This window comes from Sphingomonas sp. GW821-FHT10F11 (genome assembly GCF_058809095.1).
Genome location: NZ_JBXASH010000002.1, coordinates 69,325 through 94,100 on the forward strand (window position 1 = coordinate 69,325; position 24,776 = coordinate 94,100).

Sequence of the window (24,776 nt, forward strand, 5' to 3'; positions counted from 1 at the left end):
GGCTCGAAGCCGCCATAATGGGGATATCGGGTGCGAACGCCGCCCGGACAAGATGCCCCCGCCATATGGTCGCCACGGCCCGCCGCTCGGGCCCGGTCGCGGGACGTTCGTCCGGTCCAGCGTTACGCTCGCCCGCGCATCGCGCCGCGCCGGCCGTCCAATGGACCTCCACAGCGGTCGAACGGCCGAAAACGGCCTATAGAACACTCGCCCACAGCTTTCCGGCGTTGAACCGCCCCGCCATTGGATCGGCCACCGCGCGCGCCCCTTACTCGCCGGATAACGAAAAAGGGGCATTTTTTCATGACACTCACTCTACGTGCTCGCCTGCTCGCCACTGCCATCGCGCTGGCCGGCGGGGCGAGCCCAGCCATGGCGCAGGACCAGGCGGCGCAGACGCCCGGGGCCGCGCCGGAATCCGTCGCCCAGGCCGCCGAGGAGCCGGGCCAGGCCGATATCGTCGTCACCGGCTCGCTGTTCCGCCGCACCGACACCGAGACGCCGTCGCCCGTCACGGTGCTGAGCAGCGCCGATCTCGACAAGCGCGGCATCTCCACGGTGCAGGATGCGATCCAGCAGCTCTCGTCGAACAACGGCCCGGCGCTGACCAACAGCTTCACCGCGAACGGCGCCTTCGCCGGCGGCGCGTCGGCGGTGTCGCTGCGCGGCCTCTCGACCAGCTCGACCCTCGTCCTGTTCGACGGTCTGCGCGCCGCCTATTTCCCGCTGGCGGATGACGGCACGCGCAACTTCGTCGATCTCAACACCATCCCGGACGACATCGTCGAGCGGATCGAGGTGCTGCGCGACGGCGCCTCGTCGAGCTATGGCGCGGATGCGATCGCCGGCGTGGTCAACATCATCACCAAGCGCAAATTCACCGGCATCAGCGCCCGGGCCGAGGCCGGCATCAGCCAGGACGGCGTCGGCGCCAACCAGCGCCTGACCCTCACCGCGGGCACCGGCGATCTCGATGAGAAGGGCTATAACGCCTATATCAGCGGCTTCTATGTGCACAGCGCGGCGGTGTTCAACCGCGACCTGCCCGCGCCGTTCAACTCGGACGACGCACGCGGCATCTGCTTCGAGGGGACGTGCGGCCCCAACCTCGTGCTCAACGGGCTGAACGCGGCCGGGTTGCCCGGCAATTTCGCACCGACCAGCGATTTCTACATCCGCGCGCTCGACGCGAACAATGCGCCCGTCGGCCGGTTCCAGCTGCTCAATCCGGCGCGGGGTTGCTCCTACGGGTCGACCTACCGGCTGACCGCGGCCGATCTCGCCGCCAGCGCGACCAATCCGACGGTCCTGTGCCAGGAAGACCAGACCAACCGCTACGGGGTGGTTTCCCCGAATATCGAACGCTTCGGGGGGTCGGCGCGCATCACCGCGAAGATCGGCGATTCGGCCGAGGCCTATGCCTTGTTCAACTTCCAGCAGAGTTCGACCTTCTTCACCGGCCTGCCGCCCGCCATCCGCGCCAACGCCAATGCCGGCATCCTCTACCGGCGCTTCTCGACGGTCAGCAACAGCCCCGCGAACGCCCCGGGATCGGGCCCGCTGACCTTGCCGGTCTATGTCTGCGCCGCCCGGGTCAACTGCGCCACCGCGGCCGACCGCCGCCTCAACCCGAACAACCCGCTCGCGGCGCAGGGCCAGGCGGTGCTGCTCAGCGGCCGGATCGGCGATACGCTCACCCAGAACGCCACGCGCAGCCGGGTCTATCGCGCCGCTTTCGGCATCAACGGCACGATGTTCGACAACTGGACCTATAATGTCGACGCGACCGCGATGCACAATGATCTGCGCCGCACCACCAACGGCTTCGTCTATATCCAGCACCTGCTCGATGTGATCGCCGACGGCAGCTATAATTTCGTCAACCCGCAGCTCAACAGCCAGGCGGTGCGCGACTATCTCTCGCCGGAGGGCATCGCCGATTCCTCGTCCGATCTGTATCAGGTCCAGGCGGTCGTCGGCACCGCGCTGATGGAGCTTCCCGGCGGGCCGCTCCAGCTCGGCGTCGGTGCGTCGATCCGCTACGAGGCGATCGACGCCCCCAGCGGCAATGACGATTATAACGGGCCGACCCAGCGCTTCTTCACCTTGAACGCCTTCGGCACCACCGGCACGCGGAAAGTCTATTCGGCCTTTGCCGAGCTCAATGCGCCGATCGTCGACATGTTCGAGGCCAACCTGTCCGGCCGCTACGACAAATATTCGAGCGGCCAGAGCGCCTTTTCGCCCAAGATCGGCGTGAAATTCACGCCCTTCAAGCAGCTCGCGCTTCGCGGCACCTATTCGAAGGGTTTCCGCATTCCGAGCTTTGCCGAGGCGAATGCCTTGCCGACCACAGGTTTCGTGCCCTTCAGCATTGCCGGCGCGCCCGATTCCTTCCTCCAGCAATATGGCTGCACCCGGGCCACCTCGACCACCTGCCCGAACTATCTCAGCGGGGCGGCGGTCGGCCAGACGACGCTTGCCACGCCGGACCTGAAGCCGGAGAAATCGCGCAGCTTCACCTTCGGCGCGGTGTTCCAGCCGATCCCCGACCTCACCTTCACGGTCGATTATTTCAACATCAAGAAGACCGGGGCGATCACCACCCCGCCATACCAGCCGGCGATCACCGCCTATCTGCTAGGTCAGCCGATCCCGGCCGGCTATACCGTCATCGCCGACGCGCCGGACCCGTTCCATCCCAATGCGATCCCGCGCATCGCCTTCGTGACGACCAGCCTGATCAATTCCGACACGATCAGGTCGGAAGGCATCGACTTCTCGGCGATGTATTCGCACCGGTTCAGCGACAGGGTGAAGTTCAGCTCGTCGGTCGAAGCGAGCTATATCATCAACCTCAGCACCACCTTCGCTGACGGCACGACCGAAAGCTATGAAGGCACGCTCGGCAATTTCGTGCTGACGGCCGGGTCGGGCACGCCCGAATGGCGCGGCAGCTGGCAGAACACGCTGCAGGTCGATCCCTTCACCATCAGCGCGACCGCCAATTATGTCAGCGGTTACAATCTGTCGGCGGAGGACCAGGGCAACGTCTCCGGCGATTGCGGCCTGTCGAACGGCTTCACGCCGTGCGACGTCGGCCGCTACATCACCGTCGATGCGGTCGGCAGCGTGCGGGTGAACGACAATTTCACCTTCTACATCAACGTGATCAACCTGCTCGACACGATGCCGTCGATCGATCCGGTGACGTACGGTGCGTTCAACTACAACCCGGTACAGGCGGGCAACGGCATCCTCGGCCGCCAGTTCCGCGCCGGGGTGAAGGTCAACTTCTGACCGACTGACCTTCCCGCTGCGGGGCAGTGGCGGGAGAAGAGGGCGGGCGCCAGCACGGCGTCCGCCCTCTTTCTGTGACTCGTTGCAACGGCGTGGATAGGATCGGCGGCTCGGCGGTTTACCAATTGTGATCGCCTCGGGGCTATCATCGCACCGCCATGAAGGGCCGGGGGAGGGTGATGGGCGTCGCGCGAACAGGACTATGTGCCGCCCTCCTGCTGGCCGGATGCGCGCGCCAGGACGCGGGCAATCCCGCCCCGCCCCGCGATGAATCCAAAGCCGAGCTGCCGACCCAGACATCGACCATCGTCGTGCCGATCGGCGTGCCGCTGTCGGAGATCGAGGCGGGGCTGAACGCCCGTGTGCCGCGCGCGCTCTGGCACATCGACCGCCCAGGCGCGACCTGCGTTCCGCCCAAGCATGTGAAGCTGCTCGGCATCCGCGCCAAGGTGACGCCGCGCATCGCCTGCCGCATCGTCGGCGAGGCGGTGCGCGGCCGCATCCGCCTGTCGGGCAGCGGCAACCGGCTGATCGCGACCCTGCCCGTCTCCGCGACGATCAGCGCCGAACGCATCGGCGGCATCATCAAGCGCGAGACGGCGACGGGCGCCGCCGAGGTCCGCGCGGTCGTCACCCTCGGCCTCGACCGCACCTGGCAGCCGACCGCGAAGGTCAGGATCGCCTATGACTGGACCGAGCCGCCCGGCATCGACTTTCTCGGCCAGCGCATCAAGATCGTCGAAAAGGCCGACCGCAAGCTCCAGGGCGTCGTCGCGGGGCTCGAGCGCGATCTGCCGAAGGAACTGGCCAGGATCCGCACTCGCGAACGGCTCGAAATGATCTGGCGCAAGGCCTTCACCGCGATCGAGCTCAACCGCGACAAGCCGCCGGCCTGGATGCGCATCACGCCGCAGCGCCTGGGCTTTGGCGGCTACCGCGTGCAGAACGGCCGCCTCGAATTGTCGCTGGCGGCCGAGGCGCTGACCGAAACCTTCATCGGCGCCCGCCCGTCCGATCCGGCCCCGACCCCGCTGCCGCCGCCGGCGGGGAAACTGGGCAGGGACGGCCTGCGCTTCTTCGTGCCGGTGCTGGCCGATTACGCCCAGCTCGAACCCGTCGTCCTGCGCGCGCTCAGGAAACGGGCGGCCAGGGGCATCACCTTGAAGACGATCGGCCCGGTCGACGCCAGCTTCGACAAGGTCACCGTCTATGCGACCGGTGGCGGCCGCATCGCGGTGGGCATTGCCGCCGAGGTCGTGGCGAAGGGCAGCAAGCTGACGAAAACGCGCGGCGTCGTCTGGCTGACCGGCGTGCCCTATAACGCGCCGGGGTCGCAACTCGTGCACGTCCGCGACCTCGCCATCGCCGGCCGGACCGATCGCGAGGCGGTCAACCTGCTCATCAACCTGTTCCTCGATCCGCAGGTCGTGGCGGAGATCCGCGAGGCGCTCGCCCATGATTTCGTGAAGGACTACACCCATGTCCTGACCGCCGCGCGCAAGGCGATCGCCAGCCGCCGCGAGGGCGATTTCACGCTCGCTGCCACCGTGACCGACGTGACCCACGGCGAGATCAAGGTCACCGGCCAGGGCCTGTTCCTGCCCGTCCGCGCGGACGGGACGGCGACGATCACCTATGATCCGGGGAGGGCGGGAGCGCGGAAATCGCGGTGAGACCGGCAGTGTCGAGGATGGCTCTTCTCCCGCGCTGCCGTCATCCCTCGGCTTTTGCCACGGGCGTGCGACGCCCCGATACTGCCCAGCCAACGGCGGCGATCAAGCCGGCGACGAACACGAGCCATGTCGCGACGAGCCCCAGCCTTACCGCACTCAGGGATTCGCGCGTGAAGAGCAATCGCGGGTCGTAGCCGGCCCGGTTCAACTCCATCTCGCCGAGATTTGGGCACATGTCCTTGTAGACGGCACGCGTCTGTGCGTTGCACTCATATCCCAGGATGATCCTGTCGCCGCCTTCGATCGAAACGACATAGGTCGAATAGAGATAGAGATAGGCGAACAGGCCGATCATCGTCAGGCTTGCGGCCAGCAGGAGCAGACGGCGCCTGGAGTTCCTCCCCATGCCCCGTCCCAGCTCCCACACCAGGATCGTGGCGAGGAAGATGATCGCGGCGGAAACATGCGCGATCCCCGTTGGCCAGGGTGGCTGCAAATTCTGCAGCGAGGCGAAAACCGGTATCGCGGCAAAAACGGAGGCGTAAGCGAGGACCTTCGCGATCTCGCGAAAGAAACCATCGTCGGTGCGCCGCGCGGGCGCCGGCTTGAGGCTCATTGGCACGGCCCCTGGGGCGCCACGGCGCCAGGCGTGATGTCGAGCTTCATCACCTTCTTGCCCGGCCCGGCCACAAAGGCGCCTCGGTAGCTTTTGCCGTCCTCCCATTTCACCTGGAGGCAATATTCTCCCCGCAACTCCCGCACATCGCCATGCCGAACGGCGATCCATTGCAGCTTGCACGGCGTGAACGCTCCGGGGTGTCCGGCAGACGCGGCGCATTTCAGCGACATATGGGCAAGCGCATAGGAGGCGACCCCCGACTTGGGTTTCAGCCGGAATTTGACTGGCTGGGCCGAGGCCAGACATGGGCCAACAAGAACGGATATGGCAAACAATCCGATGGACAGACGCGCGCGCATATTCGCTTCCCCCTGAATACGACCAGCATGGTGTACGATGTCGGCACGAGTCTGTCAGTAATGAAGCGGCGGTGGTCGTTCGAAATATTCGCTCGCTTTACTCTACCACCTTGCCCGTCCGCAGATCGACCGGCTGCCGGCGCTTGTAGCCGAGAATGCCCGGGATCGGCGCGAGCTGGTTGATGTTGCCGGCACCCGGAGATTGACCCCGCCCGGAAAACCGCCGATCCATTCGACATGGCGCCGCACCTGACCTTGCAAGCGTGGTGGTCCAGGACAGCGGCCGGTATTGAGACTCGGACAATATCGGAAGCCGGAGTGGCGGCGCTCGAGGCGCGCTATGGCGTTTCTCTTCCCGATGATTTCCGCCAGTATCTGAGCCAGGGCATTCCAACGGCCGAGAACTGGGATGACGAGGACGGCAATTGGTGGCCGATCGAGCGCATCAGGAACATACCGGACGAATATGGGCACCCCGTCAGCGATCCCGTCGCGCAGAACGCGGCGAAGCACCTGATTTTTCTCGACTACAGCATATGGTCCTGGGCATGGGCGATCTCCTGCGCGGACGACGAGACGCGCGGAAAAGTGGCCCTGATCGGGGGCTCACCGGACGGATATGTTGCCGATAGTTTTGCGGAGTTCGTGGAGCGGTACACCACTGATTGGAGATCAATAAGCCAGGTTCGGACAGGGGAGCGGCTGAACGGCTCGTTTTGGGCTTGGCTTCGGCAGAGGTGGAAGGGTCGATAGCGCCTGCGCTCCGGGAATTGGTCTTATTCGAGGACACTATACTAATTTAATCCATCTGCCGCAGCCCGCTATCGGCTAGCCGCGTGACGCCCGCTTTGGGTGCGCCGGTGGCTGGTGGTCCGAAGCGTTGAGGGGCCAGTGGGCCAATCCTCCGGATGCTTTCGCATCCGGAGGAAGGGGCATCGCCCTCATCAGGCTCAATCGACTACGCCGCGCGCCGCGCCGTCGATGAAGTCCGCAACGGCATCGGGCTGCGAGACATAGACCGCATGGCTGCCGGCCTGATCGATTGTCTTGGCACCGGCGCGGTTCGCCATCATGCGCTGGGCGGGAACGGGGATCATGTGATCGTCGGTCGCGACCAGATACCAGGAGGGCTTGCTCTTCCAGGCGGGCGCGGTCACCTCGCCGTTCAGCGCATCCAGCCCCCAGGGCACTTGCGCCTTCGCCATGAAGTCCGCCAGTTCCGGCTCCACGTCGGCGGCGAACGAGGCCGCAAACTGGGCCTGGTCGAGCATGAGGAAGCCATCGACCGGCGGCAGGATCGGCGGCACGGGCGCGCCCGGCGCAGGGTTGGCGATCAGCTTGCCGACGGATTCGCCGGCGTCGGGCGCAAAGGCGGTGACATAGACCAGCCCGGCGACCTTCGGATGATTGCCGGCTTCGGTGACGACCACGCCGCCATAGGAATGGCCGACCAGGATCACATCGCCTTCAGCGGCGTCGATCACCCGCTTCGTCACGGCGACATCGTCTTCGAGGGAAATGGTCGGGTTCTGGACGATGCTGACCTTGTAGCCCTTCTTCGTCAGGGCCTTGTACGTCCCTTCCCAGCCCGAGCCATCGACGAAGCCGCCATGGACCAGAACGATGGATTTGATCGCTTTGTTCGACATCTGAAATCTCCTTCGCAGGTGCGTTCTCAACTCTCGCCAGGGCCCTGATCGGCTGCCGGTGTGTTGATGTCTCGCAAGGTACGGATGCCTCCTGGCTCGTGGAAATTTCGATTTCCCATACCTTCATTCACGGTATGAATGATGGTCATGAAGGCCAATACCGACCTGCGGAATATCGACCTGAACCTCCTGCTCGTTTTCGACGTGCTCCATCGCACCCGGAATACGACGCGCGCGGCCGAGCAATTGCATCTCACCCAGCCCGCCGTGAGCAACGCGCTCAAACGGCTGCGGGATCAGTTTGATGATGTGCTGTTCGTGAAGACCGCGACCGGTATGCAGCCGACGCCGAGGGCCGACGACATCGCGAAATTTCTCGATGAGGGCCTTGCCTCGATCCGCCTGGCGGTAAGGGCCGGCCAGGCCTTCGACCCCGCAACCGCGACGCGTACCTTCCGCTTGTACGTCAGCGACATAGGGCAATCCGTTTTCATACCCCCGCTCGCTGCCAGGCTCAGGAAGGTCGCGCCCAACATTCATCTGTCCACGCATTACGTGCCGCTTGAGGCGGCACAGCAGATGATGAAGCTCGGCCAGATGGACCTGGCTATCGGGAATTTCACCGGGCTCCATACGGATTTCGTCCAACAAAAGCTGTTCGATGAAAGCTATGCGGTGCTGGTTCGCGCAGGCCATCCCGCGATCGGCGCCACGCTATCCATCGATCAATTTTTCGCAGCGGAACATATCGACTATATGCCGACTGCCGGCCGCCACGCGCGTTTTGAATCAGAACTCGAAGCGATTTCTGCCAAAGCTGGAAAGGCCCGCAATGTAGCGCTGCGGCTGGCGCACACCTTCGGCATCAGCCGTATCGTGGCGTCGAGCGACCTGATCGCTTGTGTGCCGAGCCGCGTCGCGAGTGCCCTTGCCAATTCGGACGATGTTCGCGCCGTGGCCTTTCCGGTTGAGTTGCCAACCGTCGATATTTCGCAATTCTGGCATGAACGATGCCATCGCGACGACGGGCACCAATGGCTGCGCTCGCTCATCTACGAAATGTTCAACGATAAGCGCCCAAGTTCTATTCGGTAGTCGAACGCATTTGGGGTGCTGGCCAGGGGCAACGGTGGGCAAGGGCGACAGTGCGGCCCGCTCAAGATCGGTCGTCGATCGATTCAACCGCGATCCGAATCATTGCACCATGGAGGCTGGCCGGCGTGTGACGAAACGCCGGCTCGCTCTTTCCCATGACGGTCGCGGCATCTTTGCCTCATCCGTCCCTGCTACTGAGAAAGCCGCCCTGTTAACGGCGCTGGTCCGCCCTGTTCCGCGTTAGTTTTGCCCTGTTATTCAGGAACAGGGCAAATGCTCCACAAAATATTGAGGTGTATGGAAAATATCTCCAACAAAGTTGGAAATAACAGGGCGAGAAAAAAATCTCTGCCCTGTTCCGCCCTGTTAATGGCCAGAAACAGGGTAGCCGTGACAGTGATGCATTCAATTCGACAGAGGCGGGAGGTTCGACAGCGTTTATGCTCGAGGAGTTGAATGCACTGTCATCACAATTCCTCCCGTTCCGGTCGGCCGGCGATCAGGCGATCGGGTCGCGTTGCCCGTGCCCGACGGGCAGAACTGCCATTGCGGTCGGCAGCCAGCGCGTGCTGAATGCCGCAATGGCCGATTACATCAAACGAGTTTGCCGGTTCTTCGCGTTGATGGCGCTGGTGCCGCTCTGTGTCGGCTTCATTGGTCCATGGTCCGAAGCCATGGGGATCTTGGCTATTCCTGCCGCTCTGATAGCGCTGATAGCCGGTACAATTTTCTGGCTTAGGCGCGGTGCGAGCCTATCCAGGCGGGAGGGGATAAGGCGAGAGGGAGGGTTGGCGCTTGGTCTGGCTCCGGTGCTTCTCTTGATGTTCTTTATCGCGTTTTTGCCGCTTCTCGCGGCAGGGAACTTCCTTGGTGGCTTCACCCGTTTGACGGTCAATCGTGATCGGTATGAAGCCATTGTCGCCCAGGCTCGCAAGACACCCGAGACGGCCATATTCAGGAAATATCGGGGCGTAAACTACGCAACGGATTCAGGTCCGCCGGTCCGCGTTCTGTTCAACCCGGAAGGCGCGCGCGGTTTCGCGGGCGCGATCGTGTACGATCCAACGGGCGACGTGATGTTGGCAAAAGGTTGGGACGATACGTCCAAAAACTTTATCGGGCCGGAGGGCGTGACGGGGCTGTTCACGGGCGGTTTGATTGGCTGCCGGCACTTGTCTGGCAATTACTACACTTGCTGGTTCGACTTTTAGGAATTGCGCGGAGGCAGTGCCGGCGCATCGATGCCGTTGAGGGCGTCACCCCATCGCTGTCACCGCGATTCCTGCCACAGCTATCGCCTGCGGTCAGGCGGGTGAGGAGCCTCACAGCCGTTCCGGTGGCAGTTGCCGGGCAAGCCGGTGCAGTCTGCGCGCAATGCCGGCGATCGATTCAAACGAAGCGAAGTTCGTCGCACCATGACGATGCGCGGAGCATTTGGCCGCGCCGCTCTTTCTCACCGTCGGTCGATTTGATTTCCCTGTTCCGGGAGATTTTTTCCCTGTTATGCGACGGCAAATTCCCTGTTATCGGCAAAGATCAGGGAATTGCGATCGGCAGATCACGGTCCCGCAAGCCCGGAATGGGTGGAAAGCAAAGGTTCGTACCGTTATCCTCCGGGCCATGTTCGAACACCATCCGCACCTCGGTACCACCGCATTCGAGCGGACGGCAGACGGGTTCGTCTATTATGCGAATGCCTGGTCAAAGGGCATCCGGTCTCGGCCGCCGCTCGCCAAGCCTATATCTATGGCCCCCGCAGCACCTGGTTCGAGGCTATTCTCGGACAATCCCCCTCGATTCCACGTCGGCCATATTGGCGGTCGGTGAAACGTATCCTGACGGCGTTCTTTTGGGGATATGATCCGGCGGAGCCGGTTGGCTGATCGATCGGCCAACGGTCAGCAATTGACGAAGGAAGAAAAATTGGTTGGAAAATTTCTAAAACGTAACGCCATCGTTGACCTGATCAAAAGCAACGACAGGACCAACAGCCTGCAGGCGCGCAACGGTGACCCGCAATACCACGTGGATACCGTTGTATGTGGATGCCCTGACGAAAACTGTGGTGGATGGCACGCAATCAGAATGGATCGCCCCTTGCCGTCGTCCAGCGAGGCGGACGAGACACTTTTTGCACGTCGCCATCCTTATCGAAGAGCTGGCGATTAAGCGCGTTTCCGACAGGAATAACGAGCGTCAACGCTGTCTTGGCCATGGCAAATCTGGGTGCGGAAAGACACCGTTCCAGCTCTGCGAACCCAACCCAACCCTACCCCACACCCCCAGACCCATCCCGCTCCAGCAACAACTCCCGCAACCGTTTCGCATGCACCCGCCCCGCCGCGATGCGTGTCCCGCCCTGCAAAATCACCTCGCGCCGCCCGGTCGGGGTCCGCCGCACTTCCGTAATCCGCGACAGCCGGACCAGCGCCGCGCGGTGGACCCGGATGAACTGCGCCGGATCGACCCGCCCCTCGAACGCGCGGATCGACAGGCGCAGCAGATGCGAGGTCGCGCCGGTGTGCAGCCGCACATAATCGTCCTCGCTGCTCACCCAGTCGACCAGGTCGAGCGGCACGCGCGTCAGGCTGCCGGTCGCGCCGCGGATCCACAATTCGGTCTCATAGGGCGACCGCGCCTTGTCGTGGAACTCGGCACGCAGATCGTCGATGATCGCGCGCATCTCCTGCACCTGGCCGACCGAGCTGTCCGCCGCCAGCCGCGCCCGCGCCCGGTCGATCGCCTCGCGCAGCCGCGGCGGGTCGATCGGCTTCAGCACATAATCGACGGCAGAGACCTCGAAGGCGCGGATCGCGAAATGGTCGAACGCGGTGATGAAGATCACCGCCGGCGTCACGTCCTTGGGCAGCCGGTCGAGAATGTCGAACCCGGTCCCGTCGCGCAGGCGGATATCGAGCAGCACGATGTCAGGCCGCTTCTCCGCGATCAGGGTCACCGCCTCGTCGCAGCTCATCGCCGATCCCAGCAGTCTCGCGCCCGGGATGCCGCCCAGCACGATCTCCAGCCGGCGCAGCGCCAGCGGCTCGTCGTCGACCGTGACGATGCTGAACCCGGTCACTTCACGACCTCGAGCGGAATGGTCACGCTCACCTCATAGCGCCCCGGTCCCCGCACGACCGATACCTCCTGTGCCGGCCCATAATGCTCGGTCAGCCGCTCGCGCACATTGGCGAGGCCGATGCCGTTGGTGCAGGATGCCGGCGTGGCCGGCCCGACCGTGCCTTCATTGCTCACCCGCATCACCAGCCGCTCGCCGTCCTGCTCCGCCGCGATGCGGATGGCGGTCGGCGGCATCGATTTGGCGACACCGTGCTTGATCGCATTCTCGACCAGCGGCTGAAGGATCAGCGCCGGCACGGCGGCCCGGCGCAACGCCTCGGGCAGATCGAAATCCACGCTGAGATCGGGATAGCGCATCTGCTCGATCGCCAGATAGCGCCGGTGCACGTCGAATTCATGCTCGATCGGCACGTCGATCAGCGGGTCGATCGACAGGGTGGAGCGAAAGAAGGTCGACAGCCCGGTCAGCATCTTCTCCGCCTCGGCGCTCTTCCCGTCCAGGATCAGCGAGGAGATGGAGTTGAGGCTGTTGAACAGGAAATGCGGGTTGATCTGGTTGGAGAGCGCGCGGAGCTTGGCATTATGCGCCAGGTTGCGCAGTTCGGCCGATCGCCGCGCTTCGTCCCGCGCGTCGAAATTATACTCGATCGCCAGATACAGGCCGGTCCAGGCGATGAAGAACCAGGACCATAACGACAGCACATGCGCGACGTCGTTCCAGCTGATCACGACCGCGAACGTCCGTCCGGTCGCTGCGGCAAAGGCGAAATAATTGAGCCAGGCGAAGGTCTCGGCGGCGAAGGGCGCGGTCAGCGCGAGCGCCAGGGCGCGCGTGCGGAAGCTGCGGTGCGACAGTCGCCGCAGCAGCCGGTGCATCCCGTAACAGACGCTGATGCCGACAAGGTAGAGGAACCCCCGCACCCCGGCCGACAACAGCTGGTGCGGGTTGTCCGCCAGATAGCCGAAAAAGGTGAAGATCGTGAAGCTCGCACCCCACATGGAGAGCGTCAGGACCAGCTTGGCCCGGGTCTCGGGCCAGGTCTCCGCCCGGCCTCGTGTCCGGCCACCCCGCACGCCCGTCTCCTCGACATAAAAGGGCTCGCGCCCGGCATTGGGGTTCAGACCGTCCACGCGCCGGGTGTCGCAAATCATCACCGGCGTGTCGACTGACGCTCACCCCCTCGGAATCGACGTTCGCCCGCTCTGGCGCCCGCTCACCCCCGGCTCAGGCTGGCGCCGCGACGGCGTCCGGGTCCCGGCCAAGGCCCCTGAGCGTGATATATGCCATCGGGATGCCGACGCAGACGATGTGCGCGAACAGCGCGCTCGCTATGCCGCGCGGCTTCAGGCTGGGGAAATTGTCCGGCCAGCGCAGCGGCAGGATGATCCAGTACATGAAGAGATAGAGCGCAAGCCCATAGGCGATGCCCGCGATCAGCGGATGCGCCGTGATGAAGGGCAGGCGCCGGGCGAGCGTGACGAACACCGCGACCATCACTGTCATGATCGCGAAATGGACGGCCAGCCCGGCCAGCGCGGTCGCCAGGCCGCCGCTCTCCACGCCGTCGCCGAACGGCCCGCTCGCGACGCTGTGCAGCACCCCGATCGGGCTGTTCCCGCGCAAGCCCGCAAAGACGAACGCGCACAGGATGTCGAGCGTCCCGCAGATCAGGGCTGCCGTCAGGATGGTCCTGCCGATGGCGTTCATGGATATGTCCTCCCCCCGTTGATTCGGCCACGCCGCTGCGTCGTCCTGCCGGGCCCGGCCACCGGCTTGAGGGCGAACGCCGTCAATTGACCGCCGGATGTCATGGAACGGCCGGCCAGTGCTCGCCGCAGATCCACAGCGAGGTCGATCCCCGCGCATCCGGCTCGACCCGCAGGCGCATGCCCCAGCCGCGTACCGTCTCGATAGGATCGGGCGCTCCGGCGCCGGCGAACTTGCGCCGGATGCGATAGACATGGACCTCGATGCTGACCGCGCCATGGCCGAGTTCCCGCAAATTCGCGGCGAGGTCGGCATGCGTCGCGCGGCCCTTGCGGACCAGCAGGCCGAGCAAGGCCGCTTCGGTCGGCGAAACGGGCATCGGCACGCCGTGGCGCAGGATCCCCGGCGGCTCGCTGGTGGTCGCCAGCGCGCCGCGCCGGGCCGCGATCCCGCCCTGTTCGACGACCGGACGCCAGATCGGCGGCGCGGCCTCAGCGCGCCGCCGCCGGGGCATGGGTATCGCTTGCGCGTGCATCGGGGCTCTCCACCGCGGGTTCGCGCCAAGAACGCCCTGTGCCGCGCGGAAACCCAATAGCGCAGCGGCCCAGCGCCGCGACGAGGCGGGCGAAGACGCAAGCCTTGCGTCCGAACGGTGGTTTCGAGCGGGCGAGGCGCGCGGCGTTTGTGGCGATCCGGGGGCGCCACGCCACGTCCGGGCCCAATTGGGCCTGTCCGGGGCTGAATAAGGCGGCTCGGCCTCCGCCTGACACAAGACTGTCGGAAACATGACGCCGCACCCGGTGCCAGGCCCAAAAGCCGCCGGAAATGGCGCCGAAACCCCTGCTTGGCCGCGGCGTATCGCGGTCGTGTAACAGCTTCTGTGAGGAGCGATGCGTACCCCCGGCCATTCCCTGCTGTCCCCCTGGCAGGCGGCCTTCCCAAACCCCCGTTGGAGAAAAGACATGCGACTCTTTGCCGCAGCCATCATGCTGTCCGCGTTCGGCGCCGTGCCCGCCCTGGCGCAGGAAACGTCCGACAAGCCCTTCCAGGGCGCTACCGTCACCGCGATCGCCGGCCTCGACGCCGGCAGCGCGGCTGGCGAGAGTCAGACCGGCTTCCTCTATGGCGGCCAGCTCGGATACGACTGGCAGCGTGGAAACACCGTCTTCGGCGTCGAAGCGGAGATCGACGGCGCAACCACGAAGAAATGCTATGACAATGTCATCACGGCCGGCGACAGCTCGTGCGGCAAGGCCGGCCGCGATCTCTATGTCGGCGGACGGATCGGCCGGGTCGTCGGCGACACGGCCTTGCTGTACGTGAAGGCGGGCTATGCCAATGCGCGCGGCACCTTCTCCTATGACGATGGCGGTACCGGCACCGGCAACTATAGCGGCAGCGACACCCGCGACGGCGTCCGTGGCGGCGTCGGCGTCGAAAAGGCGATCGGCCGGAACCTGCTCGTCAAGGCCGAGTATCGCTATTCGAACTATGCTGACGGCTATAGCCGCAACCAGGGCGTGGCCGGTATCGGCTTCCGCTTCTGAACGGGAAGGCCGCGCGGGACATACCCGCGCGGCCTTGCTTTTGCAGGGTCATTTCGACGCGTCGCGCGGGAAACTGCCCGGGCTCGTCCCCATCCACGCTTCAAGCCCGGCCCAGGGCGCCACGCCGATATGCATCATGAAGAACCGGTCCGGCGACAGATGTTCGCGATGTACCGCGTCGATCACTTCGCTGGCGGCCTGCACGCTGGTCGGCTTGCCGTCGCCGCCCTGCTGGAACGGGTCGCTGCCATAGAGCAGCCGGGCATTCGGGAACCAGGCCATCAGCTGGCGTTCGCTCGTCTCGCCCCGGATCGGCATCAGCTCGATGCGATTGGCGCCGGATCCCAGCACTGCCCTGGCCGAAAGCGGCTTGAACACCGCCGGCAGCGGCCTGGTGGAAAGCGCGTCGGGGCGCCCTTCGAAGCGCGCATCCACCAGGCGCTGCAGCGCCGGCTGGTTGAGGTCGAGGCAATAGATCGGGATCCCGCGGGCCGCATAGGCACGGATGCCGGCGATGTGCGGCCATGCGTCCGAGGTGCTGACCACCGCCTTGATCGGTACCCCCGGATAGCGGCGCCCGGCCTCGGCGATGACCAGTTCCGAATAGGCGGAGGAGATCGGCGCTTCCAGCACGACCAGCCCGTCATCCTGCCGCACCAGCGTGACGTTCCACGATCCGGGAATGAGGGTGATCCCGGGTGCGAGGTCCACCGGAGGCTGCCCCGGGAAGCCGAGCGGTTGGCTGACCGGCGGTGCTGCCACGGCCGTCGCGAATTTCGCGCGGATCTCCTCGGGGATCGTCATGTCTGCGTCGGCGAGCGGCGCATCGATCTGCAGCGACCGGACCATATAGGTCGCCTCGCGCAGATGGCCGCGTTCGACGTCCCACTGCATCGGCAGGCGGATGCCGCGGTCGCCGAGCAGCCAGGACGAGAAATAGGTCCGCATCGGCGCGTCGCCGACAAAGCGCCAATAGCCGTCGCGCGCCAGCGGTCCGGCATAGTCGACCGCCGTCGGCAAATGGGTGAAGCGGTTGAGGAACAGGGTCACCGGCGCGCCGTCCAGGCTGAACCGGACAACGTCCTGCGGCACCGACTGGATCGTCTCGGGCGCGCCCAGCGCAACGTCGCCCGCTTCGAGCGCGGTGAGCAACAGGCGCGCGGGCGACAGCGCCATCGTTTCCTTCAGGCTTGCCAGCAGATCGGCATTGCCGGGCGCCTTGTTCGCGCCCCGGATCCGCATCGCGGCGGTATCGTCGGCCGCGACTTCCGCGGCATAGGTGGCGAAGGGCGGGATCGAGCTTTCGGTCCTGGCGCGCCAGCGATGCCTGGCCACGTCATGCTCGACCGTCAGGCGCTGGAACTCGACGATATAGGGGCCCTCCGGCCGTTCCGACTGTTCGATCATGTTGCGATAGCCGTCGCTCGCCACCCGAAGCGTACGGATCGACCGCAGCGCCGCCTCGCCGCCCTGCGCCGCGATCGCGCTGCGCAGCAGGGCGATGGCCGGGCGCTCGACCGCCATGGCGGACGGCCCGGCAAGCGCGAGGGACAGGGCGCCGATACAGCCCGCGATCCGCATTCTATTCCGCATTCGTCCTCCGCCGATGGCCGGTCATTTCCGCAAGCACGGACGGCAGGTCGGCCGACCACAGATCAAGCCGCGTATCGCCCGGGCCGCACGCCGCCGACCAGGTGAATCTGCCCGCCCGGGAAACCGACGGCCCGATATTCAGCCCGGCCGAACAGTTGATCGCGGCCGGCAACGCCCCTTCGTCATGCCAGGCGCCATCGCGCAGCGTGGCCAGGTGGAGCTTGGTGCCTGCCTCGCCCTCGGCATCGCCGCGCGTGAAGATGATGTGCCGGGCATCGCCGGCGAAGGTGGCGTCGAACTCGTCCTCGCCGGTCTCGATCAGCGATCCGAGCGAGGCCGGCGTGCCGATCCGGCCGCCCCGCAGCGAGGCGAGATAGAGATCCTGCCTGCCCGATCCCCCGGGCCGGTTCGACGAGAACAACAGGGTCTTTCCGTCCGGCGACAGCGACGGAGCCCATTCATCGCCCGGCGTGTTGACCGTCGGCCCCGGATTGCGTGGCACGCCATAGGTCCGCGTGCGCGGATCGAACCTGACCTGGTAGAGATCGTCGCCCCCCGATCCGCCCGGGCGGTTGGAGAAGAACCAGACGCTGCGCCCGTCCGGGGCGAAGGCCGGGTCGAAATCATTCGAGTCGCCGTTGAACGGCACCGGCGCCGGCGGCGTCCACGTGCCGCCGACCAGCCAGGATTCGACGATCTCGAGCGCCCCCCGATTGACCACGCCCCACAACCGGTGGCGCCCATCGGGCGAGACCGCGAGACGCACGTCGGACATCGGGGTGGAGATGGCCAGCCGTTCGATGCTCGGTGTGGCTGCCGGTGCGGCGATGGCAATGGTGGCGAGCGTCGCGGCCAGCGCGAGTCGATAGCGGGAGGTCATGCGGAGATCATCCATGCGGGGCCGGCACCCGGCAAGGGCCCGTGGTGCCGACGGTCGTATCGTGTCGGTCAACGTCGCGGGTACGGCTTTCCTCCCTCACCTTCCCCGGCGGAGGCCGGGGAAGGGCCAGTGGGTAGCGCGAGCCCGCCGCCCACGACATGATCGCACCATGACCGACCCCATCGTCCTCCGCCGCGCCGAACCCGCCGACGCCGCCACGATCCGCGCGCTGGTGCGCGAAGCCTATGCCAAATGGGTGCCCGTGGTCGGCCGCGAGCCCCGGCCGATGAGCGCGGACTACGACAAGGCGGTGCGCGATCACCGCATCGACCTGCTCTATCTGGGCGGCACGCTCGCGGCGCTGATCGAGACGATCGACGAGCCCGATTGCCTGCTGATCGAGAATGTCGCGGTGGCGCCCGCCTTCCAGGGCAAAGGCCTCGGCCGCCACCTGCTCGCTCATGCCGAGGCGCTGGCCGTCGCAGCCGGCCAGGCGCGGATCAGGCTCTTCACCAACAAGCTGATGGTGGCGAACCAGCAGCTCTACGCACGGCTCGGCTACGGCTTCGACGGCGAGGAGGCATTCCCCGGCGCGATCGCCGTGCACATGAGCAAACCTATCGGTCCCGTTTCCGGTCGGCCTTGATCGCCACGGTGACGGTCACCCCGGCCTTCACATCGGTGGTCGCCTTCCATTCCCCCTGGCCGACGCCGAAGATGGTGCGGTCGATCACCGTCGATCCGCTCATCGTCGCGACGTCGCCGTCGATCTTCAGGGTGAAGGGCAGGGTCAGCGGCCGGGATACCCCGCGCAGCGACAAGGTGCCGACCGCCTCGTACCGGTCGCCGGAACGGTGGCGGAATGTCGTGGCGGTGAAGGTCGCGCTCGGGTGGGTGGCGGCGGCGAACCAGTCCTCGCCCGGCAGCGCGCTCTCGGTGTCGGCATTGCCCGTCTTGGCCGAGGCCATGTCGATCGTCACCTTGACCGACGAGGCGTCGAGCGCGGCCGGATCGAACAGGATCGCCGCGTCCCAGCTGCCGAAGCGCCCGTCGACCGGCCCCTGCGACCAGCTCGTGCCGAACGACAGCGAAGAGGCGGCGCGGCGCACCGTCCAGCGCGATGGCGCGACTGGCGTCGATGATGCCGCGGGCGTGGGGCTGGCGTCGGCCGTGGGCGTGGCGCTGGGCGATGCCGCGGGCAAGGGCAGGGCGGCCGGCGATGCCTCGGCGACGGGCGCGGCCGTGGCGGCGGGCGCCGGCTCGGCGAGCGGGGTCAGGCGGACCAGCGTAGCGATGGCGGTCAGCCCGATGATTCCCGCGATAGCCGCCAGCGTCGCGGCACCGAGCGACCTGGCGGGCACCGGGATCATCCGCGCCATGTCGCCGCCGCGTTCGAGGAACTGATGCTTCAGCGCGCCCGCGACATGGAGGAACAGCACGGCATAGGAGATATAGACCAGCGCATGATGGCCGATCTCGGCCGCCTCCTCGACGCCGGCCTTGACACCGGGCGCGAGCCCCGGGATGCCCGGCACATGCGGCCAGGGAATGGTGCTGAACAAATAGGTCGGGATCGCCGTCTTGCTTGCGGAGACGAGCAGCCAGCCGGTCAGCGGCAGGCCGAGCAGCAGCACATAGAACCCGACATGCACGGCATGCGCGAGCCGCTTTTCCCAGAGCTTCATCGTCGGCGGGAAGGGCGGCGGAGGATTGGCGATCCGCCAGCCGAGCCGGATCAGGGTCAGCAGCAGGATGGTGATGCCGACCGACTTGTGGAGCTGGAACACCGCGAAGGTTTCCGGCCCGCGCGGCCCGTCCATCCGCCAGCCGAGCCCGATCTGGAATGCGAAACAGGCCGCGATCGCCCAATGCAGCAGGATCGCGCCGTGCGAATAGCGATTGGCCGGTTCCCGGGCCGGTTGCGGGGGCGTCGGGGCTGCTTCCGGCTCGATCTGCGTGTCGGTCATCCAAGGCTCCGCGAGAGAAGGTGCGTCGTCACGATAGCGCCGCCGTCGCGCCGGGCAAGCTTGCGCATGGCTGGCCGATGCTCCAGTCCAGCCGCATGACCGCGAGCCTCACCCTGACTTATGACTTCAGCCAGGACGATGATTTCGGCTGGCTTCAGGCAAAGGTGTCGACGGCGAAGGTCAGCGGCACCTTCGGCTTCTGGGTGCAATGGCAGGAAGTCGCGGAATGGGGACGGTCGCTCTCCCATTATCCGATCGCCATCGACCGCCCGTTGACGGCGGATTGGGGCCAAACCGACAACGATAGCGGCCACTACCAGGCGGTCGTCAAGATGACGATCGCGGCCATCGACACGCTTGGTCATCTGGAGGCGCTTGTGCATCTCTCCGACCACATCGACCGTCGACGCCAGTGCCAGGCGGTCTTTCGCACCACCTATGCCGAGTTGGAGCGCTTCTCCGCCGCGGTCGTGGCGATGATGGCGCGCAAGGGCGACGATGCGGTCCTGACCGGGCACGATCCCGGCTGAGACGATCCGCTATTCATCGCCGGTGCATTGAGGCATGACTATCGTCATGAGCATGCGCCACGCTGCCCTTCGCGCCGCCATCGCCGCCGTCCTGGCAACCCTCTCCATTGCGCCCGCCGCCGCTCAGCTGCCCGTTCCCCCGATAGCGGCGACCCCGGCGCAGGTCGTGCCGCCGGCGCTGCCGGTGCAGACTCCGGCCGAGGCGCTGGCGCAGGATGCGGCCGACTATGCGAAGCAGAATGGCGTGCCGCTCGACGAGGCGATCTTCCGCCTGCGCGCCCAACAGGAATCGGTCGCGGCGACCGACCGGATTGCACTGCTCTACAAGGATCGGCTCGCCGGCATCTCGATCGAACATCATCCCGACTATCGCATCGTCGTGCTGCTCACCGGCGACCAGCCGGTCGCCGACGAGACAGTGGTCGCGGGCGGGCGCACCATCCTTGTCACCTTCCACACCGGCGCGCCCGCGACGCGCGACCGGATCGTCGCCGCAATCGAGAAGCACCAGGCCGAGATTCGCGCCGCGCTGCCGCATCCGCCCGGCATGGGCGTGGATCCGCGCACCGGCGAGCTGGTGGTCATGCTCGCCGATGCCGATATGCGGGCGATCGATGCGGTGGCGATGACGGCGAAGCTGACCGGCATTGCCGGGGTGCCGGTGCGGCTGCGCGTGCTCGGCCGCGATGCCAATGCGGCGGCGATGGACGTCGGCGGCGGATCGCGTGTCGTGGGGGTCAATCCGGTCGACGGGCTGCGCTATGCCTGCACCACCGGCTTCGTGGTGACCGATGGCACGCGGACCGGGGTGGTCACCTCGGCGCACTGCCCGGACTCGCTGTCCTATGTCGACCGGACGCGGCACGAGACGCCGCTCGAGTTCGTCGGCCAATGGGGCTGGGGTTTCCAGGACGTGCAGGTCAATGTCAGCAGCGAGGCGCTGCGGCCGCTCTTCTATGCCGATACCGCCAAGACCGAGGCGCGGCCGGTCACGACCTGGCGCAACCGCACCAGCACGCGTGCCGGCGATGTCGTCTGCCACCGCGGCGAGACGACGGGCTATAGTTGTTCGCAGGTCGAGCTGGTCGATTATGCGCCGGCCGGCGATCTGTGCGGCGGCGCCTGCACGCCGACCTGGGTGGTGGTGAACGGCCCGACGTGCCGCGGCGGCGACAGCGGCGCGCCGGTGTTCAGCGGCACGGTCGCCTTCGGCATCGTCAAGGGCGCGAGCTACCGCCCGGACGGGAGCTGCATCCTCTATTATTACATGTCGACGGATTATCTGCCGCCCGGCTGGTCGCTGCTGCATGGCGACGCGGCGGGACGGGCCCTGCCCTGAAGGTGAACGGCCCCGCCAGCAAGGGGGGAAGCTGGCGGGGCGTTCTGGATCTGAAGCGGCGCGAGGGGGGACAGGAAGCCGCTTCGGTGACAGGAACACCCCAGCGGGGAAGTGGTTCCCGGCCAGTCTTCGAAATAGCGGGCGCTAGGCCGTGGGCGGGGTGATCCGGTCGAGCGCCTGCCGGAATATCGCCGTCGCCTCGGGGCCGAAGCACACGAAGAGGATCCGGTCGAACGCCAGCGGCTCGGCATCCAGGAAGGCCGCGACCGTTTTTGTCGCGACCTCGGCCGCCGCAGCCAGCGGATAGCCATAGATGCCGGTCGAGATGGCGGGGAAGGCGATGCTCCTCACCCCCTCGTCGCGGGCGACGCTCAGGGACTCGCGGTAGCAGCTCGCCAACAGGTCCGGCTCCCCGTTCGTGCCGCCGCGCCAGACCGGGCCGACGGTGTGGATGACGTGGCGGGCCTTCAGCCTATAGCCTTTGGTGATCTTCGCCTGGCCGGTGCGGCATCCGCCGAGCAGCCGGCATTCGTGGACGAGATCGGGGCCCGCCGCGCGGTGGATCGCCCCGTCGACCCCGCCGCCGCCGAGCAGCGACGAATTCGCCGCATTGACGATCGCGTCCATGTCCAGCGCCGTGATGTCGCCGGTGACCAGGTTCCACTCGGTCCTGCCGTATCGCATGGCCCATTCTATCGCGTTCTCGCACCCGGAACCAAGCCGCCGGCTCGTTTCCCCGCGCTGACCATCTCCGGCGGCTCGATCGACAGTTCGAGCATCAGCGCGACGAGACGGTCGTCCATGCGGTCATCCTCCTCCTGCCCATAGCTCGAGCGCAGCGCCGCGCCCATGCAGGCGAGCCTGTCGCGATCCGGCGGGCGGGCAATGGCCGCTTCGGGCGACGCGGCATCGCGGCCGCGCCAGGAGGCGATGCGGCGCCACATCGGCTTATCGGGGTGTCGAGATCGACGGGAAGGCGGCACTGCCGGCCAGGCATGCAGCGGTGATCGCGATCTTCGATGCCTTGCCTCGCAGGTCCACGGCCGATTCTCCCGGTTCGGGCCTGAAAACGATCGGTGGTTGGGGCCGTTCCTGCCGCTCGGGCGTGACGGTGGTCAGGCGGGATGGGCCGAGCCCGGCAAGGTGACAGCCTTTGTCATTGGATCGAGGTTGATGTCGGACTTTGTCATTTGATCCGGCGACCCCTTCGGCGCTTCCTCCTGTCCATGCGGAGGAGGACCGGGATGCTGAAAACCATGATCACCTCGTTCGCGGTGACCGCCGCGATCCTGGCGTTCGCGCTGCCGGTGGTGGTGGTATGAAAGCCCTGTTTTCCCTGGTCCTTGCCCTGATTCCACTGATCGCGGTGGTCGGCGCCTGCGTCGCGGTGCCCTGAAAAATCTGTTCGCCCGATGGCGCCGCCAGTTGGGAGACCACTGGGAGATGGCGTTCACCCGTGCCTGACCGGGAGGGCCGTCAGGCCGCCTCGGTCGACGGCCCCTCCGGATCATTGGCGCGTTCGAGATAGGATTCGGCGATCAGATAATGCGCGTGCACCACCGCGGGGTGCTCGGCGCGTTGCGCCAGTTCAAGCTCCTGTTCGGCTCGTTGGATATACCAGGGTTCGTCATGCTCTTCAGCCGGCACGTCCGGCGCCTTCTCGCGCATCGCTTTATGCTCTCCAGGGGATCCCGCTCGCGGGGTGAGACGTCCGGACGGCGCGATCGGTTCCGGCGGAAATCGACGAGTTGCGGCGGATGCGACGGAGCGATCCGGCGCGGTGGGCCGCCGCAAATCATGAACGGCACGCCGCTTCGTCCCGCTCCGGGACGGCGGGATTCAGCGGCTGGAAAAAGGCGCGCGGGTGCGCGATCAGCGGCCCATGACGACGCGCATAAGGACCATCAGCGGCAAGACGATGTTGTGGATCGGGGCGATGTTCCTTGCCCCCTGCGCGATCGCCGGCGGCTATGTGGTCGGTGCGCGCGAAACGCCGCGGCCGGTGATTGCCCGGACCCTGCCGAAGCTCGCGCCGGCGCCGGCCCGCGCGGTCGCCGCGCTCCAGACCGCCGCCGCGCCTGCGCTCGACCCCGCGGCTTATGTGGTGAAAAGCGTGCTGCCGATCGACCACGCGATGCGCCAGGGCGAATATCATTGGGACGAATCCGCCGCGCCTAGGACCGGGCAGATCGTGATCACGGTGGATCTCGCCGCGCAGGTGCTGTCGGTGTTCCGCGACGGGCATGAGATCGGCACCGCGGTGGTGATCTTCGGCGGCGAGGACAAGCCGACCCCGCTCGGCGTGTTCGACATCTCGCAGAAGGATGCCGACCATATCTCCAACATCTATGACGCGCCGATGCCCTATATGCTGCGGCTGACCAATGACGGCATCTCGATCCATGGCAGCGAAGTCGGTGACGGCTACATCACCCATGGCTGTGTCGGCACGCCGCAGAAATTCGCGAAGCTGCTGTTCGATACGGTGAAGCTGGGCGACCGGGTGATCGTCTCGCGCGGCGAGACGCTTGGCGTGGGGCAGCCGATTCCGGCGGCTTGAGATATGATGTTTCTGTTCAACCTCCCTGTAATCGCCGAACCTGTAACCGACGAACCATCTGACACGAATTGACTCGCGTCATGTTGCGACGCATCAAGAAACCGTGCTGAAGCTGTTGCGCCATCTGCTGTGCCTCGGGCTGCTTTTCGGTTTCGCCGGAAACGGCGTTGCCGTGGCGGCTCCGTGCATTTTCATGGAGCAGAGCCGGCCGGCGGCGATGGTCGGCATGCCCGATTGTCAGATGACGCCCCCTTGCGCCGGATGCGGTGACACAAGTGACACCGGCCACAAGCCCGGCAAGGACAAGGCGCCGGGCTGCATGGCGATGACGGCCTGCACGGCCGTCGTGGCGATGAAGGAACCGGCTGCGCAGGCGCCGGATCGCCTCCGGACCGCCTCCGTCCATATCTTGCCGGCTGCGGCCGAGCTTGCCGGGCGCGACATCGCGCCCGAACCGGAACCGCCTACTCTCCTCGGCTGAACCTTCGCGCTCGCCCGGCTGATCGGCCGTGCCGTCTTCGGACGGCGGCCGTGATCGAACCGCGCGTGCATCGACTGCGATTCACCTGAGGACTATTTCAATGAGCAAGACGATCATGGCTGCCGTGCTGGCAGCGACAATGCTGGCCGTTCCGGCCGCCCATGCCCAGTCGAACAAGGGCTTCCCGACCATCTCGGCGCAGGAGCGGCAGGCGCAACGGACCTGGTGGACGGCGCGTGCCAAGCGGCACGCCGAGCGGCGCATGGCCGCGTGCATGGCAATGCCCGAGTGCGGCAGCACGTCGATGATGTCGGCCACGCCTTCGGACAGGGGCTGACGGTCGGCGCCTGCGGCCGGCGTTTCGGCGCCGGTCGCAGGCGATCGATCCGCATCCC

27 protein-coding genes are annotated in these 24,776 nt (G+C 66.2%); 13 read left to right on the forward strand and 14 right to left on the reverse strand.

What is annotated here, in order from left to right; genetic code table 11:
- Positions 1-303 precede the first annotated feature (303 nt).
- Positions 304-3,300: a TonB-dependent receptor domain-containing protein gene (locus AC1RT8_RS06380; protein ID WP_493074756.1), complete on the forward strand. Its 2,997-nt coding sequence runs from the start codon at positions 304-306 to the stop codon at positions 3,298-3,300.
- Positions 3,301-3,458: 158 nt separating this feature from the next.
- Positions 3,459-4,973 carry a DUF4403 family protein gene (locus AC1RT8_RS06385; RefSeq protein WP_493074757.1) on the forward strand — a complete coding sequence of 505 codons (1,515 nt, stop codon included), beginning with the start codon at positions 3,459-3,461 and terminating at the stop codon, positions 4,971-4,973.
- Between the two features lie 40 nt (positions 4,974-5,013).
- Here AC1RT8_RS06385 and AC1RT8_RS06390 read toward each other — a convergent pair whose 3' ends face one another.
- From AC1RT8_RS06390 to AC1RT8_RS06400, 3 genes are all read right to left on the reverse strand, one after another.
- Positions 5,014-5,589 carry a hypothetical protein gene (locus AC1RT8_RS06390; protein ID WP_493074758.1) on the reverse strand — a complete coding sequence of 192 codons (576 nt, stop codon included), beginning with the start codon at positions 5,587-5,589 and terminating at the stop codon, positions 5,014-5,016.
- Positions 5,586-5,951 carry a hypothetical protein gene (locus AC1RT8_RS06395; RefSeq protein ID WP_493074759.1) on the reverse strand — a complete coding sequence of 122 codons (366 nt, stop codon included), beginning with the start codon at positions 5,949-5,951 and terminating at the stop codon, positions 5,586-5,588. Before AC1RT8_RS06395 ends, AC1RT8_RS06390 begins: the two co-directional genes overlap by 4 nt.
- Before the next feature lie 97 nt (positions 5,952-6,048).
- Positions 6,049-6,183: a hypothetical protein gene (locus AC1RT8_RS06400; RefSeq protein ID WP_493074760.1), complete on the reverse strand. Its 135-nt coding sequence runs from the start codon at positions 6,181-6,183 to the stop codon at positions 6,049-6,051.
- A gap of 5 nt (positions 6,184-6,188) precedes the next feature.
- On the opposite strand from AC1RT8_RS06400, the gene AC1RT8_RS06405 reads away from it, so the two are divergent.
- On the forward strand, positions 6,189-6,704 hold the full coding sequence (locus tag AC1RT8_RS06405; RefSeq protein WP_493074761.1) for an SMI1/KNR4 family protein: 516 nt from the start codon (positions 6,189-6,191) through the stop codon (positions 6,702-6,704).
- Between the two features lie 197 nt (positions 6,705-6,901).
- On the opposite strand, the gene AC1RT8_RS06410 is transcribed toward AC1RT8_RS06405, so the two are convergent.
- On the reverse strand, positions 6,902-7,600 hold the full coding sequence (locus AC1RT8_RS06410; protein ID WP_493074762.1) for an alpha/beta hydrolase: 699 nt from the start codon (positions 7,598-7,600) through the stop codon (positions 6,902-6,904).
- Between the two features lie 147 nt (positions 7,601-7,747).
- Here AC1RT8_RS06410 and AC1RT8_RS06415 point away from each other — a divergent pair, with 147 nt between their 5' ends.
- From AC1RT8_RS06415 to AC1RT8_RS06425, 3 genes are all read left to right on the forward strand, one after another.
- Entirely contained in the window at positions 7,748-8,695 is a 948-nt protein-coding gene (locus AC1RT8_RS06415; protein WP_493074763.1) for a LysR family transcriptional regulator, read from the forward strand.
- A 581-nt stretch (positions 8,696-9,276) separates the two neighbouring features.
- Entirely contained in the window at positions 9,277-9,906 is a 630-nt protein-coding gene (locus tag AC1RT8_RS06420; RefSeq protein ID WP_493074764.1) for a hypothetical protein, read from the forward strand.
- Between the two features lie 664 nt (positions 9,907-10,570).
- Complete coding sequence (locus AC1RT8_RS06425) at positions 10,571-10,864, forward strand: hypothetical protein (protein ID WP_493074765.1); 294 nt, start codon at positions 10,571-10,573, stop codon at positions 10,862-10,864.
- Between the two features lie 100 nt (positions 10,865-10,964).
- On the opposite strand, the gene AC1RT8_RS06430 is transcribed toward AC1RT8_RS06425, so the two are convergent.
- From AC1RT8_RS06430 to AC1RT8_RS06445, 4 genes are all read right to left on the reverse strand, one after another.
- A complete protein-coding gene (locus AC1RT8_RS06430) occupies positions 10,965-11,774 on the reverse strand; it encodes a LytR/AlgR family response regulator transcription factor (protein WP_493074766.1) in 810 nt (269 codons plus the stop codon).
- Positions 11,771-12,928: a sensor histidine kinase gene (locus AC1RT8_RS06435; RefSeq protein WP_493074767.1), complete on the reverse strand. Its 1,158-nt coding sequence runs from the start codon at positions 12,926-12,928 to the stop codon at positions 11,771-11,773. Before AC1RT8_RS06435 ends, AC1RT8_RS06430 begins: the two co-directional genes overlap by 4 nt.
- 73 nt (positions 12,929-13,001) lie before the next feature.
- Positions 13,002-13,484, reverse strand: a complete 483-nt coding sequence (locus AC1RT8_RS06440) for a hypothetical protein (RefSeq protein ID WP_493074768.1) — start codon at positions 13,482-13,484, stop codon at positions 13,002-13,004.
- 100 nt (positions 13,485-13,584) lie between these two features.
- Positions 13,585-14,019, reverse strand: coding sequence for a helix-turn-helix domain-containing protein (locus tag AC1RT8_RS06445; RefSeq protein ID WP_493074769.1), 435 nt, complete (start codon positions 14,017-14,019; stop codon positions 13,585-13,587).
- A 427-nt stretch (positions 14,020-14,446) separates the two neighbouring features.
- Between AC1RT8_RS06445 and AC1RT8_RS06450 the strand changes: the two genes are divergently transcribed.
- Positions 14,447-15,031: an outer membrane protein gene (locus AC1RT8_RS06450; protein ID WP_493074770.1), complete on the forward strand. Its 585-nt coding sequence runs from the start codon at positions 14,447-14,449 to the stop codon at positions 15,029-15,031.
- 48 nt (positions 15,032-15,079) lie between these two features.
- Here the strand turns inward: AC1RT8_RS06450 and AC1RT8_RS06455 are convergent, their stop codons facing one another.
- Both AC1RT8_RS06455 and AC1RT8_RS06460 read right to left on the reverse strand, forming a co-directional pair.
- Complete coding sequence (locus tag AC1RT8_RS06455) at positions 15,080-16,612, reverse strand: MBL fold metallo-hydrolase (RefSeq protein ID WP_493074771.1); 1,533 nt, start codon at positions 16,610-16,612, stop codon at positions 15,080-15,082.
- Position 16,613: 1 nt separating this feature from the next.
- Complete coding sequence (locus AC1RT8_RS06460; protein ID WP_493074772.1) at positions 16,614-17,504, reverse strand: TolB family protein; 891 nt, start codon at positions 17,502-17,504, stop codon at positions 16,614-16,616.
- Between the two features lie 169 nt (positions 17,505-17,673).
- On the opposite strand from AC1RT8_RS06460, the gene AC1RT8_RS06465 reads away from it, so the two are divergent.
- Positions 17,674-18,150: a GNAT family N-acetyltransferase gene (locus AC1RT8_RS06465; RefSeq protein WP_493074773.1), complete on the forward strand. Its 477-nt coding sequence runs from the start codon at positions 17,674-17,676 to the stop codon at positions 18,148-18,150.
- Here AC1RT8_RS06465 and AC1RT8_RS06470 read toward each other — a convergent pair.
- Positions 18,122-19,471, reverse strand: coding sequence for a YceI family protein (locus tag AC1RT8_RS06470; protein WP_493074774.1), 1,350 nt, complete (start codon positions 19,469-19,471; stop codon positions 18,122-18,124). The two genes, AC1RT8_RS06465 and AC1RT8_RS06470, sit on opposite strands and share 29 nt — an antisense overlap.
- 20 nt (positions 19,472-19,491) lie before the next feature.
- On the opposite strand from AC1RT8_RS06470, the gene AC1RT8_RS06475 reads away from it, so the two are divergent.
- Entirely contained in the window at positions 19,492-20,001 is a 510-nt protein-coding gene (locus tag AC1RT8_RS06475) for a hypothetical protein (protein ID WP_493074775.1), read from the forward strand.
- Positions 20,002-20,047: 46 nt separating this feature from the next.
- Positions 20,048-21,340 carry a chymotrypsin family serine protease gene (locus tag AC1RT8_RS06480; protein WP_493074776.1) on the forward strand — a complete coding sequence of 431 codons (1,293 nt, stop codon included), beginning with the start codon at positions 20,048-20,050 and terminating at the stop codon, positions 21,338-21,340.
- A 144-nt stretch (positions 21,341-21,484) separates the two neighbouring features.
- Here the strand turns inward: AC1RT8_RS06480 and AC1RT8_RS06485 are convergent, their stop codons facing one another.
- The 3 genes from AC1RT8_RS06485 to AC1RT8_RS06495 form a co-directional block, all read right to left on the reverse strand.
- On the reverse strand, positions 21,485-22,024 hold the full coding sequence (locus tag AC1RT8_RS06485) for an O-acetyl-ADP-ribose deacetylase (RefSeq protein ID WP_493074777.1): 540 nt from the start codon (positions 22,022-22,024) through the stop codon (positions 21,485-21,487).
- A gap of 8 nt (positions 22,025-22,032) precedes the next feature.
- On the reverse strand, positions 22,033-22,284 hold the full coding sequence (locus tag AC1RT8_RS06490) for a hypothetical protein (RefSeq protein ID WP_493074778.1): 252 nt from the start codon (positions 22,282-22,284) through the stop codon (positions 22,033-22,035).
- Between the two features lie 532 nt (positions 22,285-22,816).
- Entirely contained in the window at positions 22,817-23,008 is a 192-nt protein-coding gene (locus tag AC1RT8_RS06495; protein ID WP_493074779.1) for a hypothetical protein, read from the reverse strand.
- A 214-nt stretch (positions 23,009-23,222) separates the two neighbouring features.
- Here AC1RT8_RS06495 and AC1RT8_RS06500 point away from each other — a divergent pair, with 214 nt between their 5' ends.
- From AC1RT8_RS06500 to AC1RT8_RS06510, 3 genes are all read left to right on the forward strand, one after another.
- On the forward strand, positions 23,223-23,900 hold the full coding sequence (locus tag AC1RT8_RS06500) for a L,D-transpeptidase family protein (protein WP_493074780.1): 678 nt from the start codon (positions 23,223-23,225) through the stop codon (positions 23,898-23,900).
- Positions 23,901-24,003: 103 nt separating this feature from the next.
- On the forward strand, positions 24,004-24,381 hold the full coding sequence (locus AC1RT8_RS06505) for a hypothetical protein (protein WP_493074781.1): 378 nt from the start codon (positions 24,004-24,006) through the stop codon (positions 24,379-24,381).
- A 100-nt stretch (positions 24,382-24,481) separates the two neighbouring features.
- Positions 24,482-24,718, forward strand: a complete 237-nt coding sequence (locus AC1RT8_RS06510) for a hypothetical protein (RefSeq protein ID WP_493074782.1) — start codon at positions 24,482-24,484, stop codon at positions 24,716-24,718.
- Positions 24,719-24,776 lie beyond the last annotated feature (58 nt).